Here is a 14,597-nt window from a genome sequence, read left to right as displayed (position 1 = left end):
CATGGCGTACATGTATGAGAAATATGACCAAAATTATGAAGACTTCGCAAGTGGAAAGGTACTGTACAATGCCCATGGCACAACCTCGTTTCCGGTAAGACTAGCCAGTGAAATCATTCAAAGATGCTTCAGATTACTCGAAATAAAAGGAAATAATGGTCCTTATTCCTTATATGATCCCTGCTGCGGAGGAGCCTATATGTTAACTGTCACTGGGCTAATGCACGGTCATCGAATTACTAATATTTATGCTTCCGATGTTGATCATGAGGTACTTCAAGTAGCTGAACGAAACTTATCTTTACTAACTCCAAGTGGATTAGCTCGGCGTAAAGAACAGCTGACCCGATTAACTGCTTTATTTCAGAAGAAATCACACGAAGAGGCTTTGGCTAGCTTGGAAAGACTTGATGAACATTTGGAAACATCAATTTTAGAAGAGACATATGTGTCGCAAGTCGATATTACCTCAAACGAAAAGAGTAGCTCCCATAGAGATATCAGTATAGTTATGACTGATCTACCTTACGGTGACAAGGTCAACTGGAGAACCGATAGCCCAGACCCCATCTCGGACTTTTTTGATCAGATCTTGAAACGGATAAATCCGGATCATTCGGTTGTAGCAGTAATTACGAATAAAGGCCAGAAGCTAAAGCACAAGAGATTTAAAAAGCTGCAATACTTCAAGATAGGGAAAAGACAAATCGGAATATTTGAGCTGATTTCTTAGTCATTTGATGAAGACCAAGACCGATATAAAATTTGGAATCGAAAAGGTGGACTATATATGGTAAATGAACGAAGCAACTCTCTAATGGAGAAGAAAATACCTCTATTCATTGTAACTGGTTCGAGTGGTTCAGGAAAAACCTACGTCATTAACGAGCTTCGAAAAATATTACCTGATTTTGATATCTTTGATATCGATAATCTCCGTGAAGTGGGTATTACTGACGAGCAGCAAATACGAGAAGTTTGGCTTAGGGTTGCACGAAATACAGCTGAAAGCGGACGGATGACAATCATATGCGGAACAGCAATGACATGGGATATTGAAAAATGTGTTGACTATCCCTATTTTAAACATGTGTATTATCTGAATTTACACTGTGACAATGAAACCCGTGAGAAGCGATTACGTGAAAGAAATTGGCCAGAAGAAATGATTCAAGACTATAAGGAGTTTGCAACATGGTTGATCGATAATGCAGCTTTACGATATAGCCCACCAATGCCGATTGTCGATACTACAGTTGCCGACGTGGTTGTTGTAGCAGCTCAAATTAAAGAATGGGTACTTCGATACGCAATATCTTAGGCTCAATGTATCTTCGTTTTTTTAAGAATCATTGAGCTAACGGGACACTATCGCTCAATACAATACGACGGCAGCTGGCTTGATGGCCAGCTGCCGTTTCCATTGAAGTAATGGGGAGAATTCGTTCCAATTTGTGGTATTATGTATCAGACGATTTTCGGAAAAATATAAAGTGAAAGTGGTGGATTAGACTGAATGCTAAATACGGATTTATAGATGAAAGTGGGCAATTGAAAATAGAAGCAATATATGACTCAACTGGCTATTTTAGTGAAGGTTATGCGCCAGTTGTTCGAAATGATGTTTGTTCTTTAATTGATTACGAGGGGAATGAGGCTCTCCGTACCAATTATTTTTGGTTGCGAGAATTCCATTGTGGGTTAGCAATGTTTAGCCAGAATAATCGTTTCGGATTTATCAATAAAAGAGGGATTGAAGTCATTCCAGCTAAGTTTCTAGGATGCTTTGCATTCCGAGAAAATAGGACGGTTGTTTCGACACAAGCTGGATTCGGAATACTTGATGTCGAAGGTAGGGAGATTCTGCCCACGTTGTTTTATCGGATAGGCAATTATTTCGAAGGATTATCGAATATTTGTCGAGAAGCTAAAGGCAAATTTGGCTTTGTCGATCTCAACGGAAAAGAGATAATTGACTGTCAGTGGGATGACGCTTCGAATTTTTCAGAAAGTCGAGCTGTTATAGGAGAAAAGGGTAAATATGGGCTGATTAATCGAGAAGGCGAGACTGTCCTAAAGCCCAAATATACTCACATTGGCGATGTATCAGGAGGTCTCGCATTCTTTAAGAAGAGCGGACGATATGGCTTCCTCAACAGAGAAGGAGAAATAGCAATAGAACCTCGTTTCATAGAATTGGGTAACTTTGCTGACGGATTTGCCCCGGTACGGATTGGTAAAGCGTGGGCGTATATCAATAGTCAAGGTGTACAAGTGACTGAGCCTCTTTTCAACCATGCCTCGGAATTTGTTAATGGGTATGCTGTTGTCGAAAAAGAGGGAAGAGATAGTTATCTCACCACAGAACTAAAAGAAGTAACTATAAATACTGCCTATTCGTCGGTGGGCTATTATTTTGAAGGATTGGCCGCAGTACGTGTTGGGTAGGCTGCTGAGAAATCGCAGCCTGTTCCGCTAACGGGCAGGATTCGCTAACAAAATTACCGAAATTATAAGGGCAGTTTAATTATTCCACTGCCAACTTAATACTCAGGTTTTCTACTTTCAAGATCACTAGAAATGGAATGATGTATAGAATGAGTCTAATGGTTTATCCGATCTCAAAAAACAAAAATATTAGTACTGCTGATTTAGAAAAACAAATACCGTACCCTCATAATTTCCAATTTGGGTTTGAATCTTATAGAAGCAAACTTTGGGGTAGCAAGATAATGCAGGAAATGGGTTGCCAATTGATTTATTCTTTAAAGGATGGAGATATTTATGCATTTGATGATGATTTGAAAGAGCTAAAGCGCGAACTCAACGTCATTTTGGATAATTTGAAAATTATTGAGGATGTATTTGGTGGTGGTATTGATTTTAGAGTCCAGAATGCAATTGAAGCAGTAAAGGTAGCTGAACAATATAAGGATGTTGGAGTTTATATTGGCTAGAAAGATATTGCAGGCGTAAATGCCCGTTCATTGAGCTAACTGGGAACGATAGTTCAAGACAACACGATGGCAGCTTATCACATGATGAGCTGCCGTTTTCTCAACTAACGGCCAGTTTAGCGCAACAATTTCATACCAAATGCGTTAAATAATAACGGGCATTTTCGAATTGTGGAGTTGATAATATGAGAAGTTTAAATATAAAACGAATGAACATAGGAATTTTATTGCTAATAATCATTGTATTTTGCGGAGTTCTCCCAATCGAAAGAAGTATCTATGGTGAGCGAGAGAATGCTCGAACCCAAAATCAAACAACAGCAGTTAAGAGCTTCAGAATAAATGAAATCGAAGAGGCGCTTTATGGTGTGGATTTAGTGATTGAAGGCAGCGTATCAACAGTGAAACATTCTGAAGTACGTAATTCAGGGGTTGGTGGAAAGATGTCCTTCCAATATGATGTAACTCCAGTACAAATAAATGTTGAGAATGTTGTGTATGGTCAGGAACCAGACAGTACTACAATCACTTACCTTCAACATGGCATTGAAAATGAATCAAATAGCATTCTTGATTTCGTTCATGAAGGTGACAAAGTTGTTTTATTACTTGAGAAAGCCGATGATGGCAAATATTGGTCATATAATTTCAATGATGGTATATGGAAGAATGTGAATGGAAAGGTTCAGTCAAAATCAACCAATGAGATATTAGTCAAATTAAATGGCGAGATATTGGTTCATTCAAAGCATTAATCAAAGAGTATGCAGCGTTGCAAAGAAAACCAGATTAATTTTAGCATCAAATATCTGTCTGTTAAGCTAACTGGGAACGATAGTTGAAAAGAGCAGATCACGACGATGGTCTGCTCTTTTCATTGAAGTAATGGGCAGATTTGCGCAACATAGAACAGGATGCCGACATCGGCAGCCTGTGAAAGAACGATCTAACTTTCATGCTCTGCGGTGCAGCAAAGAGATGCATGGATGGCTAACGGGGATAAGGGTACAAGAAATTTGATTTTAACGACATACCCTGTAAACGAGGGGATGATGGACAAGATACTTTGATCATCTCACATCATTCTCTGCCCTTAGCTAAAGGCAATGTTCCTACATTACCTTTTTTCCGTATACGAGTTGCTTAGTGACGGCTCCAATTATTATTGAAGTAACGGGCAGGAGAACGCGTAGCTGCGCAACGGGAAGCAAAAACCTGTCTACATCTGGAATGCGACAAACCTTTTATCGGTCAATCGCATAACGCAGTTGAATAACGTCGCCGCCGAGGGGCTTGCAGTCTAGCAATCTTACATGCTTATATTGGTAGTTATTTTTGTCGATTAGAAGATTTAGCCCTTTACCTTCCAACACAGGCGCCACATTAAAAATCACTTCGTTTACAAGTCCTTGGCCTAGAAATGAATTATGGATATCGGCACCGCCACTAATGAGCGCGGTTTGATGGCCTTTATGCTGCAAGTAGTTCAAGGCCTCCTGAGGCGACCGCACCACGGTTACTCCCGGAATTACTGATGCGTTTTTCGAAACTACGACGATATCCACTTCGCCAAAGGGTCCTGCACCACCATTCCCGCGCATAGCTTCGAAAGTCCGCCGCCCGACTATAAAATTCCCTGCAGCTTGAGCGTGTGTTGCGAAGTCTGCTACTGCTTCTTTTTTCGGTGGGTTTTCAGGACCGGATTGCGCATAATTGCCGTTAGCGGTTAAAGTTGCCCATAAAATTGTTTTCATTGTAATACTCCTCCTTGTGTTCTGTTCAGTATTTTTCGAATGGATGCCGCTACCCGATCTGGACGATCCTCTTGCACATAGTGTGAGGCATCTTCGAGGATCTCGGTTTCGTTCATTGGTAGATGGGTTTGCCATTTAACCATTTGTTCCGGCGGAAAGCCGGCGCTGTCTTTCGTTCCCCATAAAATTTGTGAGGGTAAATCGGCCAAATTCGACAACTTCGATTCAATGCTGGCGAGCCATGTCTGTGCTTTGCGGATATTCCTCGGAAATACCCATGTCGGTTTTCTGGACTTCGGGGTCGGGAACGGGTCGGTATAAGCTTTGCGCAAGCTATCCGTGACTTTGTCGGCCTGGTATATGCCATGCGGAACAATAACTTTGGCGAAGAAATTGCGCCGTGTCTGAAGCCAATACCCGATCGGCCATCCCCCCATTGCGAGCGAGAACATCTTCATTGGCAAAATTTTTGCAGGCCATGCCCAAGTATTCATAACGACGATTCCGCGCAAGTTAGCCCGATTTTGTACCGCGTAATCCATGCCGATCGGTCCTCCCCAATCTTGAACCACTAATATAAAATCCTTTAGGTCTAAATGGCGAATAATCGCTTGAACGGCTTCCGATTGCTCTTGCGGCGTAAAGTGGTAACCACTCGGTGCTTTCGACATCCCAAATCCGGGGTAATCGGGAGCGATAAGACGGAACTCCCCGCGAAGCTCTTTGATCACATTCCGATACAGATACGACCATGTAGGATTACCGTGTAAAAGTAGAACTGTCGGTCCCCTACCTTCATCGAGGTAATGGATGTGTCCGTCGCGGTAAGGCAGCCAATGATCATTGAACGGGTATTCCGCTGGATCAACTTGAAACGGTCTATTCAATGCTGTTCACTCCTTATCCATTTATTTCTTTCCCTGGTTCACATCATATTGGATCTATGGTACATTTGAAAAGTAGTTACATTTAAGTGCAATAGTTTCAAAAAATGAACTATGGAGGAATCGTGAATGGAAATGGATCAATCTTGCCCTGGGAAGGTCGAGCCGATTCTTGAAATACTGGATAGTAAGTGGATGATCCTTCTCTTGTTCGAGTTGTTTAACGGTAACCGACGGTTCGGGGAATTGCGCCGTAGGTTGCATCCGATTAGCCCCAAAACATTGACGGACCGGCTGCGCCTGCTTGAGGAGAAGGGGCTCGTCACACGCACGTTGTACCCCGGCGTGCCGTTACATGTTGAATACGATTTAACGGCGGCCGGGAAGGGCCTTCAGCCGATTTTCGCTGCCATGTGGACGTGGACTCAGGAATATGGCGCATATCTACGGAAAGAGTCGGATAAGGCAGAGGAAGAAGCAGAAAAGGTGATGTGATTGTCAAGAGCAAACAGAGGCTATCCTAACAAGGATGGCCTTAAAATTTGCCTTTACAGACAGAACGGGAACCTCGTCAAGTATCAAGGCTGCATCATTGAACTATCGGGGAACTATAGCTGAATGAAGACACAACGGCAGCCGGCAAACGATCGGGTGCCGTTTTCTTTTGAAGGAACCGGCAGGATAATTTAATTACTTCACCGAAAGCTTAGGGAAATGAGATTATAGGCCAGGGGGAGCAGAATGGGGATTTTAATAACGAAATTAAAAGAAATTATTGAAGAGTGGGACCCCTACGGTTTGAAACCCAATAATATATATGGGGTAGAATCAATTGAGATATTAAAATGTATTCAGAGTGGAAGGACTAGAAATCCTGAAATCATTATCAGCTATCTGCAAACAATTCTTGAAATGTATTATCCTGATGGTAAATTAAATATCAGTCACAGTGAATATCAAGGCATTGCTAATAAAATTATGGTAGTTTTAGACCAACCATCATTAAACTAACTGGGAAAAATAGCTGAATGGAAACGCAGCGGCAGCTGTCGGATGACAAGAACATGGTAACATTCAGAGTCGCATAAATTGCGGCTTTTTTGTTTTATGTTATCAAGTTCTTGTCAAAATGAAATGACAAGAACTTGATAACATTCCTGATAGGTGACAAGAACTTTGTAACATTTCCGACAAGAGTCCTTTTTGGTCGCTGGTAACGGGCTGGTTATCTCCGCATGTTCTCGGCGCGGTGGTTCGCCGATGGGACCGTCGATTAGATAACTAATAGCTACAATGGCTGCTCGGTGTTACCGTCGATTCCCGTTCGGTACACCGTTAAGGGATAACCCCAACTGGGAATGATATCGTCTTTCGAGCAAGTTATTTGTAAACGTTGGGTAAAATAGGGAGCGCGATAGTAAAGACGTATGAACGAAAGGGTGACATAACATGACGAACAAAAGGTTGGAAGGCATTCGGGCGCTCGTTACGGGATCGTCCGGCGGTTTGGGCTATGCGATGGCGGAAGCGCTGCTGGCGGAAGGGGCAAAGGTAGCGGTATCCTCTAGAGCGGGTGATAAGTTAGATCAAGCGGTTGCCGGCTTTATAAAAAGAGGATACGATGCGCACGCCCTGCCGCTTGACGTGCGATCCGAGCAGTCAGCAGAGGAAGCTGCCCGTTGGGTCCGCCGCGAATGGGGCGGACTCGATGTGCTGGTGAACAACGCCGGGATCGGAATGAAGACAGTAAATCCCCGCTTTCTCACCGAACCTCAGCCTTTTTACCAGGTAACGCCCGAAGGGTTTCGGAATTTGATAGACACCAACGTGACGGGTTATTTCCTCGTCGCCCGCGCTTTTGCGCCTCTTATGATCGAGCAGGGCAAGGGGCGCATTATCAACATTTCAATGAACTATGAAACCATGAAAAGAAAAGGCTTCGTGCCTTACGGTCCGTCACGCGCGGCAACCGAATCGCTCTCTTATATCATGGCAGAAGACCTAAGGGAACATGGCGTGGCAGTCAATATGCTGCTTCCCGGTGGGGCGACGGTGACCGGTATGATTCCGGACGAACTGCGCAAGGAACTTGGCCAGCAGGCGCGTCTGCTAACGCCGGAAATTATGGCAGCACCCATTATCTACCTCGCTTCACCGGACGCGGAGGGAGTGACGGGAGAACGGATGGTGGCGGTCGAATTTGAGCAATAGTTGTCTAACCGGGACAATAAAGAATAACAACTATGGAGAAGCGCGATAGGTTGTGTTTTTAGCCACCAACGGAATCATCACTCGAAAGAGTATGGCACGAAGCCGTTTTCGGCCTCTCTTGGCATTTTTAAACTTATGGGATCAAGTTCGTGTCACCGTAACATGACAAGAACTTGATCCCATTCCCGATGGCAAATCTCATCCTCAAGATGAAGCGCTTCCATAAGCAGGGTGATATCTGAGAGGGCGATGCTAACGCTTTCATTAGAGTATCCTGCCATTAAAGGTTCGTTTGTCTGTCATTATCACCTGCAAGCTGCGAAAGCGGTTTGAGCACAGCCTCATTTAACCGCTCGCGGTTGATTAACGGTGAAACTTGGTCTCGCTAATATTGACGAAAAATCGTTAAACACATGGGGCTGTCCCACAGGGTACAATACCCATGGCACAGCCCCTCTTTTTCATGCCATCATTTAAGGCTTCAGGACGAATTTAATGCATTCGTCCGCATGGTTGTAGAAGGTGTTGTACGCATTATGCGCCTGATCGAGCGGTACTTTATGCGTGATGATTTCCGTCGGATCGAACTCGCCTGCCATAATTTTTTGATACAGCATCGGCATGTAATGAATCACGGGCGCCTGTCCCATAGTCAGTTTTACGTTTCGTTCCCAAATGTTTCCGAACATGAACTGATTGTATTTAGACCCATATACCCCCGTAATCTGAATCGTGCCGAATTTCCGCACCGCATTCATCGCGATGTTGATCGGGCTGAGCGTTCCGCCAACCAGCTTGGCCTTCTGCTCTTCCTCCTCCAATGGGGTCTTCTTGCCGTCCATTCCGACGCAATCGATGACGACATCCGCACCCCCGCTCGTTATTTCTTTGATATGCAGCCCCATGTCTTTGTAATCTTCAAAGTTGAAGATTTCGACGTTATTCATTTTTTTGGCATGGTTCAGCCGGTATGGGAGATTGTCGACCGCAATGACCCGTTTGGCTCCTTTCATCCAGGCGAATTTTTGTGCCATCAAGCCGACGGGGCCGCAACCGAGCACCACCACCGTATCTCCCTGCTTCACGCCGCCGTTGTCCACGCTCCAATAGGCCGTCGGCAACACGTCGGACAGGAACAGAAGCTTCTCATCCTCCAATTCGCATGACTCCGGAATAACGAGAGGCATGAAATTGCCGTACGGCACGTAAAGCAATTCGGCTTGTCCGCCCGAATAATTCCCGTAACGTTCGGTAAACCCAAAGTAAGCTCCCGTATCCACTTGGGGATTAGGGTTGGAGTTGTCGCATTGGCTCTCCATATCATGCTGGCAGTAATGACAGCTGCCGCACGAGATATTGAACGGGAGCACGACCCGGTCCCCTTTTTTGACCTTTGTCACCTCGGGGCCCACTTCTTCGACGATGCCCATCGGTTCATGTCCGACCACATATCCGTTTTGGGCCTGAATCGCCCCCTGGTAGATATGGAGATCGGAACCGCATATGGCGGTCGAGGTGATCCTGACGATAATCCCGTCTTTTTTCTGAATCGTCGGATCCGCGACCTGCTTCACTTGCATGTTCTTCACGCCATTGAAAGTTACAGCCTTCATAATCACCCTCCTGTTATGACATGCCTTAAATTTGCATGCATGGCTTCTATTATGGAATTGGAGAGTGAGGCTCATACATTCGATATACGGTATTTTCGACAGCCGCGAAGCGCCTAAGAACAAGAAAGGAAACATATTCGTTGTGCGGCTCATGCGCGCTCAGCTTCCGTACCCGATTGGACAAGGCGTACCGTATCTCTAGCTGATTTCATCTTTACATGATTTTTCCGTTATTGAACAATCTAGTATAGGTGTAATCATCCACAAGGAGGCATACGCATGAACCCCAAATATAAGCCATTATTTGAAAACTTTACGCTGCGAAGCGGCATCCGGCTGGACAATCGAATCGTCATGGCCCCGATGACGAACTGGTCGTCAAATGAGGACGGCACGGTGTCGGACACCGAGGTCGACTATTACATCCGCCGCGCCGGCGGCGTCGGCATAGTTGTGACCGCATGCACCTACGTCACCCGCAACGGCAAAGGGTTCGCCGGCGAGTTCGGCGCCGACACCGACGACATGATCCCAGGTCTGCGGCGTCTTGCATCCGCGATCAAGGAAAAAGGCGCCGTGGCGCTGCTGCAGATTTTCCACGGTGGGCGATTGTGCCCGCCGGAGTTGGTACCGGGCGGGGATATCGTGAGCGCGAGCGACGTACCGTCGGAACAGAACGCGAATGTCAGGCCAAGGCCGCTCCAGGATGACGAGATCGAAGCCATCGTGCGCGACTTCGGGGAGACGACACGGCGGGCGATTGAGGCGGGCTTCGACGGTGTAGAGATTCACGGCGCGAACGGATACCTGCTGCAGCAGTTTTTCTCGCCGCATACGAACCGCCGCGTCGACCGCTGGGGCGGGGATCTGACGAAACGGCTGACGTTTCCGCTTGCAGTGGTGGACGAGGTGAAGCGGGTCGTCGCCGAGCATGCCAATCGGCCGTTTGCCGTCGGATACCGCTTCTCGCCGGAAGAACCGGAGGAGAATGGCATCACGATGGATGACACGTTGAAGTTGGTCGACGTGCTCGCGGGCCTGGAGCTGGACTACCTCCATGTGTCGCTCATGGACTTCTCGTCCAAACCGCGGGTCGGGGCGGACGAAAGTAAGTCGCGGCTGCAATGGATTGTGGATACGGCCGGCGGACGGACGCCCGTCATCGGCGTCGGCTCCGTGCATACGCCCGAGGAAGCGCTGGAGGCGCTGCTGACGGGCGCGGCGCTGGTTGCCCTCGGCCGCGAGCTGATCATGGAGCCCGATTGGGTCGCTAAGGTAGCTGAAGGCCGGGAGGCTGAGATCGCAACGACGCTCAGCAAACACGACCAGCGCCGGCTGATCATCCCGGATCCGCTCTGGCGGTGCATCATGGGCGCGCCGGGCTGGTTCCCGGTAGTGGATTGAATGCTTCGCCGCGGCTTGCTGCCCGTCCGCTGCCGGATTTTCCGTCACGCCTCCTGTATTAAGCCGATCTTCAGTTCGGATCATAGATACTAAGGCCGCGAAAATTGCGGCTTTTTTAACATTATAGAAAGTATAAGTTTTTTGGGGCGGAATGAGCATATGCACCGGGAAGCCTTAGTAACCAAGCATGGAAAGAATATACGATCCGTAGTATTTACAGAAATTGAAAAGTTTCGTGACTGCGATAACCGTCAAGGCTGAATTTCCACCCTATATTCATATACAAGTAACTATGGGAGGAAGGGGAAGAACGGAGAGTGGAAACCGGCCAAGGACTACATCCGATTCGAGATGTTAAGAATACATTAGCAGACGCTAATAATAAAGTGGTACGTGTGGAAATATTATTGCACGAGAGACAAACTGAAAATCATTTTTTCAGTTTATCGTGGTTGGACTAATTAGACGATTGAATGGGAGAGATCTTCATGGAATTGCACAATAAGACAGCAATTATTACCGGAGCGGGGAAAGGAATCGGAAAGGCGACAGCGATTGCTTTGGCCACAGAAGGCGTACAGCTTGGTTTAATAGCAAGAACGAACAGCGACTTGGAGTCCTTACAGGCAGAATTGACCCGGATTTATGGAATAAAAGTTTTTATTGCAACCGCTGATGTATCTGTTAAGGCTGAAGTGGACGCCGCCGTTTCCAATTTGATCGAAAGACTCGGGTCCATCGATATTTTGCTTAATAATGCGGGAATCGCGCAGTTCGGAACACTGCTCGATATGGATCCCGATGTGTGGGAGAATATCATCAAAACGAATGTCCTTGGGACCTACTACGTAACTCGTGCTGTTCTGCCTGCCATGCTGAAACAAAGCAGCGGTTCTATTATTAATATTTCTTCCTCCGCCGGCGAGCGTGGAAACGCTACTGCTTCCGCCTACAGCGCCTCCAAATTTGCGGTGATCGGAATGACCGAATCCCTAATGCAGGAAGTACGCAAATCCAATATTCGGGTAACGGCCCTAACACCAAGTACCGTTAACACCGAGCTGGCATCCAATGCAGGGTTGAAAATAGGGGAAGAGGATCGGATGATGCAGCCGGAGGATGTGGCAGAGTTGATACTGATGACTTTAAAATTACCACAGCGTGTATTCGTCAAAGCCGCTGGAATTTGGACAACCAACCCTCAATAAGATTGGAATCTAACGGGGCATAAACTCGAAAATTAACTTTGACCGGGTTATGAGTTGACATTCTATTACGAAGTAACTACAATGGTTACAACGGTGGTGATGCTAGAGTGAAACAGATTAGTAGCCGATTTTCCATTGCAGTCCACATCCTTTCTCTGATCGCCTTTAGCTCCAAAGATTGTACCGGTGATTACATAGCGGGCAGCGTGAATACGAATCCGGTTATAATCCGCAGGATAATGGGGATGCTTAAGAAGGCTGGTTTGGTAGACATTCGTCTCGGAGTGGGCGGCGCTTCCTTGCTGAAGGATCCCGATCAGATTACGCTTCTGGACGTGTACCGCGCCGTGGAAGTCATCGAGGACGGTCAACTGTTTAATTTTCACGATGAACCTAATCCCCAATGCCCTGTTGGCCGGAATATTGAAGCGGCTCTTCGTTCGGAAATGAAGGAAGCCCAAACCGCGATGGAACAAAGGTTGGCTCAAGTGAACTTAAACCAGCTAGCTTCTCAGTTTGTGTAAAAAAAAGCTCTTAGAGCTTTTTTTATGTCCTCGTTGTAACCGGAGTTGTTATAACGACTGTGATTATTGATTCATACTAGGAGGAAATACGATGAAAATTTTGGTGACAGGCGCAACTGGGAAATTGGGATCACTTGTAGTAGAAACGTTATTGGAAACCGTACCGGCTAAGGATCTTGCAGTCAGCGTTCGCAACCCGGAGAAAGCGGAGAGCCTTCGAGCTCGCGGCATTGATGTAAGACTTGGGGATTTTGAACAGCCGGATACGCTAGATAAAGCGTTCGCAGGTATCGACCGCCTCTTGATCGTTTCCACGGACGGCGACAACGAAACTCGGACTCGCCAGCATACTGCGGCAGTAGCGGCTGCTAAGCGCGCTAATGTCGGTTTCATTGCTTATACCAGTTTAGTAAACGCTAGCGAGAACACGATATTCCTTGCGCCGGTGCATCGTGCCACTGAGGAAGCCATCAGAAATTCGGGGATTCCTTATTCGTTATTGCGCAACAACTGGTATTTGGAGAACGAGACTAGCAGCATTCAAGCAGTCCTTGGAGGAGCACCTTGGTTGACTTCGGCGGAATCCGGCAAAGTAGGCTGGGCGGCTCGACGCGATTATGCACAGGCAGCTGCAGCCGTACTGGCGGGTGTTGGCCATGAGAATTCCGTGTATGAGCTGTCCGGCAAACTTGTTACACAAGAAGAGCTAGCTTCTGTCCTTGCCGATGTCTTGGGCCGGGAAGTTCCCGTTCAACAAGTGGATGACGAAACTTATGCCAGCATAATGAGCAGCGTAGGTGTTCCAGAACCGGTCGTTCCGATTCTGGTTGGAATTCAGAGTGCAATTCGCGATGGCGCATTGGAAGTCGAGAGCAATGACCTTAAGAAGCTGCTTGGACGTCCGGCCACGTCACTCGAAGAGGGTCTACGTCAAATCGTAAACGAAATTCAGGCTTAATGGAGCGTGCGAAACAGAGGTTGTTCCATTGTTCCCGAAGGTCTTGCGACCGGAGGGGTGGATTCTTTTTTATGCGTGTATGGAAAGTCTGGAGAATGTTGGCGATCGCCCGTGGCATGCTTCGAGTTCCTTATTGGACTATCCATGCTGTTAAATCGCTTAGAAGCGTATATACCGCCATTCCAAAGCAAAATGAGCGGGCTTATCATTAATCGGAAAATAGGGAGGCTATCCGAATGTCTTTGAAAGAGAAGCGAGTCATAGTCGTAGGAGGCACATCAGGTATTGGATTATCGACTGCCAAGGCATTTCTGGAAGAAGGGGCAAAGGTAGTTATCGCAAGCCGTTCCGCTGCCAAGCTTTCGGAAGCCAAACAAACGCTTGGCGGGAATGTTGAAGCTTACGAGCTGGATTTTCGGAGTGAAGAGAAAGCCGCGGAGTTTTTCGAAAAGGTTGGCAAGTTTGATCACTTGGTGATCACCGCTGGCGAAGGCGCGATGGGTGAGTTCCGCGAATTGCCGGTTGAACAGGCGCAAACTGCCTTCGACAGCAAGTTCTGGGGCCAGTATATCACCGTTAAAGCGGCTATCCCCTATTTGAACCAAGAAGGTTCCATCTCCTTGACTTCCGGCGTTTACGGCAAACGGCCTCCGAAGGGGGCATCCACGCTGGCTGCGATCAACTCGGCGTTGGAGGGTTTAATGCGGGGATTGACGGTGGATCTTGCCCCGATTCGGGTCAATGTGGTTTCTCCCGGAATCGTAGATACGCCTGTCTATGCAGGTATGCCGGAGGAAGACCGGAAATCCATGTTCAACGCCATTGCGCGCCAATTGCCTGTCGGACGGATCGCGCAGTCGGAAGATATTGCCGAAGCTTATGTTTACCTTGCGAAAAACGGATTCACCACTGGCTCCGTTATCTTGATTGAGGGCGGGGCGCTTCTGTCCTAAACTCAGTACGTAAAACATAATAAGATGCACTGAAAAGGTCATGAATATCTACGCGAGTAGAGTTCATGGCCTATTTTTCAAAAAAGATTTAACCAATATATTCAATAAAACGAAGCCAAGTCAGCGTTATC

The 14,597-nt window shown here is 46.8% G+C and carries 16 protein-coding genes; 13 read left to right on the top strand and 3 right to left on the bottom strand.

All coding sequences use genetic code 11. The features are described 5' to 3' along the window. Window position 1 precedes the first annotated feature (1 nt). From GZH47_RS00155 to GZH47_RS00135, 5 genes are all read left to right on the top strand, one after another. Entirely contained in the window at window positions 2-733 is a 732-nt protein-coding gene (locus tag GZH47_RS00155; protein WP_162637964.1) for a hypothetical protein, read from the top strand. A 57-nt stretch (window positions 734-790) separates the two neighbouring features. Then, window positions 791-1,321: an AAA family ATPase gene (locus tag GZH47_RS00150; protein WP_225446302.1), complete on the top strand. Its 531-nt coding sequence runs from the start codon at window positions 791-793 to the stop codon at window positions 1,319-1,321. Window positions 1,322-1,506: 185 nt separating this feature from the next. After that, window positions 1,507-2,448 carry a WG repeat-containing protein gene (locus GZH47_RS00145; protein WP_318653433.1) on the top strand — a complete coding sequence of 314 codons (942 nt, stop codon included), beginning with the start codon at window positions 1,507-1,509 and terminating at the stop codon, window positions 2,446-2,448. 158 nt (window positions 2,449-2,606) lie between these two features. After that, window positions 2,607-2,957 carry a hypothetical protein gene (locus GZH47_RS00140; RefSeq protein ID WP_162637962.1) on the top strand — a complete coding sequence of 117 codons (351 nt, stop codon included), beginning with the start codon at window positions 2,607-2,609 and terminating at the stop codon, window positions 2,955-2,957. Between the two features lie 185 nt (window positions 2,958-3,142). After that, the gene (locus tag GZH47_RS00135; protein WP_162637961.1) at window positions 3,143-3,712 is read left to right on the top strand and encodes a hypothetical protein; all 570 of its coding nucleotides are present in this window, start codon (window positions 3,143-3,145) and stop codon (window positions 3,710-3,712) included. A gap of 489 nt (window positions 3,713-4,201) precedes the next feature. Here the strand turns inward: GZH47_RS00135 and GZH47_RS00130 are convergent, their stop codons facing one another. Then, window positions 4,202-4,711 (bottom strand): dihydrofolate reductase family protein, encoded by a 510-nt coding sequence (locus GZH47_RS00130; protein ID WP_162637960.1) that lies wholly within the window; start codon window positions 4,709-4,711, stop codon window positions 4,202-4,204. After that, a complete protein-coding gene (locus tag GZH47_RS00125; RefSeq protein ID WP_162637959.1) occupies window positions 4,708-5,598 on the bottom strand; it encodes an alpha/beta fold hydrolase in 891 nt (296 codons plus the stop codon). The genes GZH47_RS00130 and GZH47_RS00125 overlap by 4 nt, the downstream gene beginning before the upstream one ends. Before the next feature lie 126 nt (window positions 5,599-5,724). Between GZH47_RS00125 and GZH47_RS00120 the strand changes: the two genes are divergently transcribed. From GZH47_RS00120 to GZH47_RS00110, 3 genes are all read left to right on the top strand, one after another. After that, entirely contained in the window at window positions 5,725-6,090 is a 366-nt protein-coding gene (locus GZH47_RS00120) for a winged helix-turn-helix transcriptional regulator (protein WP_162637958.1), read from the top strand. Window positions 6,091-6,336: 246 nt separating this feature from the next. After that, complete coding sequence (locus GZH47_RS00115) at window positions 6,337-6,606, top strand: DUF1871 family protein (protein WP_162637957.1); 270 nt, start codon at window positions 6,337-6,339, stop codon at window positions 6,604-6,606. A gap of 438 nt (window positions 6,607-7,044) precedes the next feature. Beyond that, entirely contained in the window at window positions 7,045-7,806 is a 762-nt protein-coding gene (locus tag GZH47_RS00110) for an SDR family NAD(P)-dependent oxidoreductase (RefSeq protein WP_162637956.1), read from the top strand. 473 nt (window positions 7,807-8,279) lie between these two features. Here GZH47_RS00110 and GZH47_RS00105 read toward each other — a convergent pair whose 3' ends face one another. Then, entirely contained in the window at window positions 8,280-9,419 is a 1,140-nt protein-coding gene (locus tag GZH47_RS00105) for a zinc-dependent alcohol dehydrogenase (protein WP_162637955.1), read from the bottom strand. Between the two features lie 279 nt (window positions 9,420-9,698). On the opposite strand from GZH47_RS00105, the gene GZH47_RS00100 reads away from it, so the two are divergent. The 5 genes from GZH47_RS00100 to GZH47_RS00080 all read left to right on the top strand — a co-directional run bounded on the left by GZH47_RS00100 (window position 9,699) and on the right by GZH47_RS00080 (window position 14,466). Beyond that, window positions 9,699-10,823 carry an NADH-dependent flavin oxidoreductase gene (locus tag GZH47_RS00100; RefSeq protein WP_162637954.1) on the top strand — a complete coding sequence of 375 codons (1,125 nt, stop codon included), beginning with the start codon at window positions 9,699-9,701 and terminating at the stop codon, window positions 10,821-10,823. A 488-nt stretch (window positions 10,824-11,311) separates the two neighbouring features. Next, on the top strand, window positions 11,312-12,031 hold the full coding sequence (locus GZH47_RS00095; RefSeq protein ID WP_162637953.1) for a 3-ketoacyl-ACP reductase: 720 nt from the start codon (window positions 11,312-11,314) through the stop codon (window positions 12,029-12,031). 107 nt (window positions 12,032-12,138) lie between these two features. Next, window positions 12,139-12,555 (top strand): Rrf2 family transcriptional regulator, encoded by a 417-nt coding sequence (locus tag GZH47_RS00090; protein ID WP_162637952.1) that lies wholly within the window; start codon window positions 12,139-12,141, stop codon window positions 12,553-12,555. Window positions 12,556-12,646: 91 nt separating this feature from the next. Further along, window positions 12,647-13,513, top strand: coding sequence for an SDR family oxidoreductase (locus GZH47_RS00085; RefSeq protein ID WP_162637951.1), 867 nt, complete (start codon window positions 12,647-12,649; stop codon window positions 13,511-13,513). Window positions 13,514-13,749: 236 nt separating this feature from the next. Continuing rightward, a complete protein-coding gene (locus tag GZH47_RS00080) occupies window positions 13,750-14,466 on the top strand; it encodes an SDR family oxidoreductase (RefSeq protein ID WP_162637950.1) in 717 nt (238 codons plus the stop codon). Window positions 14,467-14,597: the final 131 nt, after the last annotated feature.

The sequence above is a fragment of the Paenibacillus rhizovicinus genome, from assembly GCF_010365285.1.
Lineage (GTDB): Bacteria > Bacillota > Bacilli > Paenibacillales > Paenibacillaceae > Paenibacillus_Z > Paenibacillus_Z rhizovicinus.
The sequence above is the reverse complement of the archived record's forward strand: the minus strand, read 5'-3'. Positions and strand labels throughout refer to the sequence as shown.